5 protein-coding genes are annotated in these 3580 nt (G+C 67.8%); all 5 read left to right on the top strand.

Annotated elements, in window-relative coordinates:
• Nucleotides 1-781, top strand: a 781-nt coding sequence (gene cas7e / locus A6302_RS19700; protein WP_069308449.1) for a type I-E CRISPR-associated protein Cas7/Cse4/CasC, incomplete at its 5' end; no start/stop codon positions are given.
• On the top strand, nucleotides 778-1446 hold the full coding sequence (gene cas5e, locus A6302_RS19695; RefSeq protein ID WP_069308448.1) for a type I-E CRISPR-associated protein Cas5/CasD: 669 nt from the start codon (nucleotides 778-780) through the stop codon (nucleotides 1444-1446). The genes cas7e and cas5e, both read left to right, overlap by 4 nt.
• Nucleotides 1443-2225, top strand: coding sequence for a type I-E CRISPR-associated protein Cas6/Cse3/CasE (locus A6302_RS19690; RefSeq protein WP_069308447.1), 783 nt, complete (start codon nucleotides 1443-1445; stop codon nucleotides 2223-2225). Before cas5e ends, A6302_RS19690 begins: the two co-directional genes overlap by 4 nt.
• A complete protein-coding gene (gene cas1e / locus A6302_RS19685) occupies nucleotides 2219-3199 on the top strand; it encodes a type I-E CRISPR-associated endonuclease Cas1e (protein WP_069308446.1) in 981 nt (326 codons plus the stop codon). Before A6302_RS19690 ends, cas1e begins: the two co-directional genes overlap by 7 nt.
• Nucleotides 3171-3485 carry a type I-E CRISPR-associated endoribonuclease Cas2e gene (cas2e, locus tag A6302_RS19680; protein ID WP_069308445.1) on the top strand — a complete coding sequence of 105 codons (315 nt, stop codon included), beginning with the start codon at nucleotides 3171-3173 and terminating at the stop codon, nucleotides 3483-3485. Before cas1e ends, cas2e begins: the two co-directional genes overlap by 29 nt.
• The last annotated feature ends 95 nt before the right edge of the window (nucleotides 3486-3580 follow it).

Below are 3580 nucleotides of genomic sequence, written 5' to 3'. Positions count from 1 at the left end.
ATTTGTGCGTCTGGCCGGTGAGGCAAACGGAGACGCTGCCCGAGCTTTCTCCCTTGGCGAAGCTTGGGTGGGTGTAGCAAAGAAGGGCGAAAGCGAGTTCCAAAAGCAGAGAAAGGAGAACATCGCAGCGCTTCGAAGCGCAGGGAAGCTCCCCGGCGGCCTCACCGCCGCCCTGTTCGGCCGCATGGTCACTTCCGACCCTCGGGCCAACATCGACGCCCCCGTTCACGTCGCCCATGCCTTCACCGTGCATACCGAGGAAACCGAAAGCGACTATTTCATCGCCGCCGACGATCTCGCCCGCGACGACGAGTCGGGTGCCGATACCATCCAGGAAACCGAACTCACCTCCGGCCTTTTCTACGGCTATGTGGTGGTGGACATTCCGGGCCTGCTGGGCAATCTCGCGGGAGATGCGCAGTTGGCCGGTGCTGTGCTGCACAATCTCCTCTACCTGATCGCCGAGGTCTCTCCCGGCGCCAAACTCGGCTCCACCGCCCCCTATTCCCGTGCCTCGTTCCTGCTGGTCGAGGCTGGCGACCGTCAGCCGCGCTCTCTGGCGGAAGCTTTCCGTACCCCCTGTGCTGCGAATGCCGGCGTCGCGGTCGCCAAGCTCTCCGAGCATCTTGCGAACCTCGACGCCGTCTATGCGACCGGTGAGGATCGACGCTTCCTGTCGCTTGCGAACACCGATGTGCCCGGCGCGGAACGCGGCACGCTGGCCGATCTCGCGGCCTTCGTGCGGGATCTGCCTCAGCAGCAGACGGACGTCGCGGCATGACCCATCGCTGGCTGCACCTGCGCCTCGCAGCGCCGCTCGTGGCCTTCGGCGACGTGGCGATCGACCATGTCGGACCCACGCGCGATTTTCCTGCGGCCTCGGCGCTGACAGGCTTGCTCGCCAACGCGCTTGGCCTTCGACGGGAGGAGACCTCCGCGCATCAGGCGCTCCAGGACAGGCTCGTGTTCGGCGCGATGGTCATCCGGCCGGGACGGCTGCTGACCGACATCCAGAACGCCAAGCTGGAAAAGAAAGACTGTGGCTGGACCACATGGGGCCAACCGGACGTACGGACTGGGGACACTTATGACAGCCCGCATCGCCGCCGCCGAGATTATCTCGCCGATCATGACTGCCGGGTGGTGCTGCGATTGCATGATCTCCCGGAAGGGCCGGACCTTGACCGTCTCGCAGAAGTGCTGGACCGGCCGGCACGCCCGCTGTTCATCGGCCGCAAGGGTTGCCTCCCGTCCGCGCAGCTGTTTGCTGGCTGGCTTGAAGGTGAGAACGCCCTTGAAGCCTTGAAGGCCATCGGCCTGCCCGGCCGTGCGTTCTGGCCGGCGGAGGAAGGCGGCGGCACAGTCCGCGACATCAGTGACATGCGCAACTGGCGCACCGGGCTGCATGGCGGCCACCGCCGTGTCAGTGAGGGGGAGATCGCGTGAGCCTGCATCTCGTCGAACTTCCCATCGCTCTGCGCGAGTTGCATCTCTGGGCCGGCGGGCGCAATTTCGCTGGCAACTTCGACGAGGGGCTGGCGCTGCATCACCTCCTCGGCGAGGTTTTTGGTCCGGCAACCTTGCAGCCCTTCCGTCTGATGGTCGCACCACGGGCCCGGGCAGGTACGCTCTATGCCTACGCGGCCGAGGATGCCGAGGCCCTGCGCACGGCGGCATCCGCCAGCCTGACGCCGGGACAGCAGGCGGTGATCCAGCTCGATCGCCTGCGCTCCATTCCCCGGCCGCCGTCGACATGGCAGGAGGGCCAGCGGCTCGGCTTCGATGTGCGGCTGCGCCCGGTGGTGCGGTTGCATGGCGATCTGGCCGGCGTCGACGAGGCCGGCAAGACAGTGACGATGCGCAAGGGTGCGGAGGTCGACGCCTACCTTGCCTACAGCCTGCGCACGACAGCTGATGCCGCCCCCATCATCACCCGCGAGAGCGTCTATCTCGACTGGCTGGCCGAGCGTCTCGCCCCGGCCGCCCGGCTGGACCTGCACGCAACGCGCCTTGCCGGTATCCGGCGCCAGGTCGTGTCGCGCGGCAGCCGGCGGCTGGAAGGGCCGGACGCCATTATTCACGGCACGCTGACGGTCACCGATGCCGAAGCCTTCGCCGCGACGCTGGCCTCCGGCATCGGTCGTCACCGAACCTACGGCTACGGCATGCTCTTGCTAAGGCCGCCCCAGCGGCCGGCGGCGGGCCGGGGGAGTGCCCCGTGCTGATTGGCAGGCTCGGTCTCGAAACCGCCCGCCTGCCCCATGCCGACAGGCACGGACTGATGCTGCTTGATCGCGGAGCGTTGACGGTGGAGGCCGGATGCCTGCGCTTTGCCTCGGCCGGCGGCGGCGCGGTAGAGCGCGGCGAGTACACCATCCCGCACCAGTCGATCTCGCTGCTGCTGCTCGGGCCGGGCTCGACGGTCAGTCACGACGCGCTGCGCCTGCTTGCCCGCCACGGTGCCGGGCTCGCGGCGGTGGGCGACGATGGCGTGCGGCTCTACACCGCGCCGCCGCTGCTGCCGGACTTCTCGCATCTTGCCCGGCGGCAGACGGAACTCTGGGCCGATGCCAACCGCGGCCGGCTCGACGTCGCCCGCCGGATGTATGCCTGGCGGCTTGGCGAGGTTCTGCCGCACCGCGATATCGCCGTGCTGCGCGGCATCGAGGGCGCCCGCGTCAAGGCCCTCTATGCCAACCTCGCGCAAAGGTTCGGCATTCGCTGGCAAGGGCGACGCTACGACCGGTCCGACCCGCTGGCCGCCGATCTTCCCAACCAGGCCATCAATCATGCGGCCAGCGCCGTCGAGGGGGCTGCGGCCATCGCGGTGGCGGCGACGGCGACCATTCCGCAACTCGGCTTCATTCACGAGGATTCCGGCCAGAGCTTCATGCTGGACATCGCCGACCTGTTCCGCGATTCCGTGACCGTACCCTGCGCCTTCCGCGCCGTGATGGTGCAGAAGAAGACCCCGCATCTTTCGATCGAGCGGGTGACGCGGCGCCTCGTTGGCGAAACCATGCGCCGCGACGACCTGATCGCGACGATGATCGACCGCATCAAGGCCCTGTTTTCGGCCGAGCAGGGCGGCGAGAAGCCTTTGCGCCGTGCCCGGAAGGCGACCGGCGGCGACCATGCGGCCCTTGAGAAGGATGCGAGGAGCCACGACGATGCCGATGACCGTGGTGGTGACGCGTGACGTAGCCGACCGCTACCGCGGCTTCCTCGCCTCCGTGATGCCGGAGGTCGCCCCGGGGGTCTATGTCTCGCCGGAGGTGTCGAGGGCCGTGCGCGAGCGCATCTGGACTGTTCTGTCCGACTGGTGGGCGACGATGCCCGGCGGCTCGGTGGTGATGTCATGGCGGGATGGCACGTCCGCCGGCGGCCTCGGCCTCGCCATGCTGGGCACACCGCCGGTCGAGCTGGCCGATCTCGATGGCGTACTGGTCGTCCGCCGCAAGGCGTCGACACCGCCTGTTCTTTGAAATAGTGTGATTTGCCAGCGAGTTCCACGCTGGAGTTTCCCCCGCCCACGCGGGGATGGTCCCCTCTACGAGAGCATCCAGACGACCAAGGATCT

Origin of the sequence: Methylobrevis pamukkalensis (genome assembly GCF_001720135.1) — a bacterium.
GTDB classification, from domain to species: Bacteria; Pseudomonadota; Alphaproteobacteria; order Rhizobiales; family Pleomorphomonadaceae; genus Methylobrevis; species Methylobrevis pamukkalensis.
Note: the sequence above shows the minus strand (reverse complement) of the source record. Positions and strands in the feature narration are given on the sequence as shown.

Excerpts from the sequence above, each read along its gene's own strand:
- cas5e (WP_069308448.1), top strand. The coding sequence starts at position 778 with ATGACCCATCGCTGGCTGCACCTGCGCCTCGCAGCGCCGCTCGTGGCC.
- cas2e (WP_069308445.1), top strand. The coding sequence starts at position 3,171 with ATGCCGATGACCGTGGTGGTGACGCGTGACGTAGCCGACCGCTACCGC.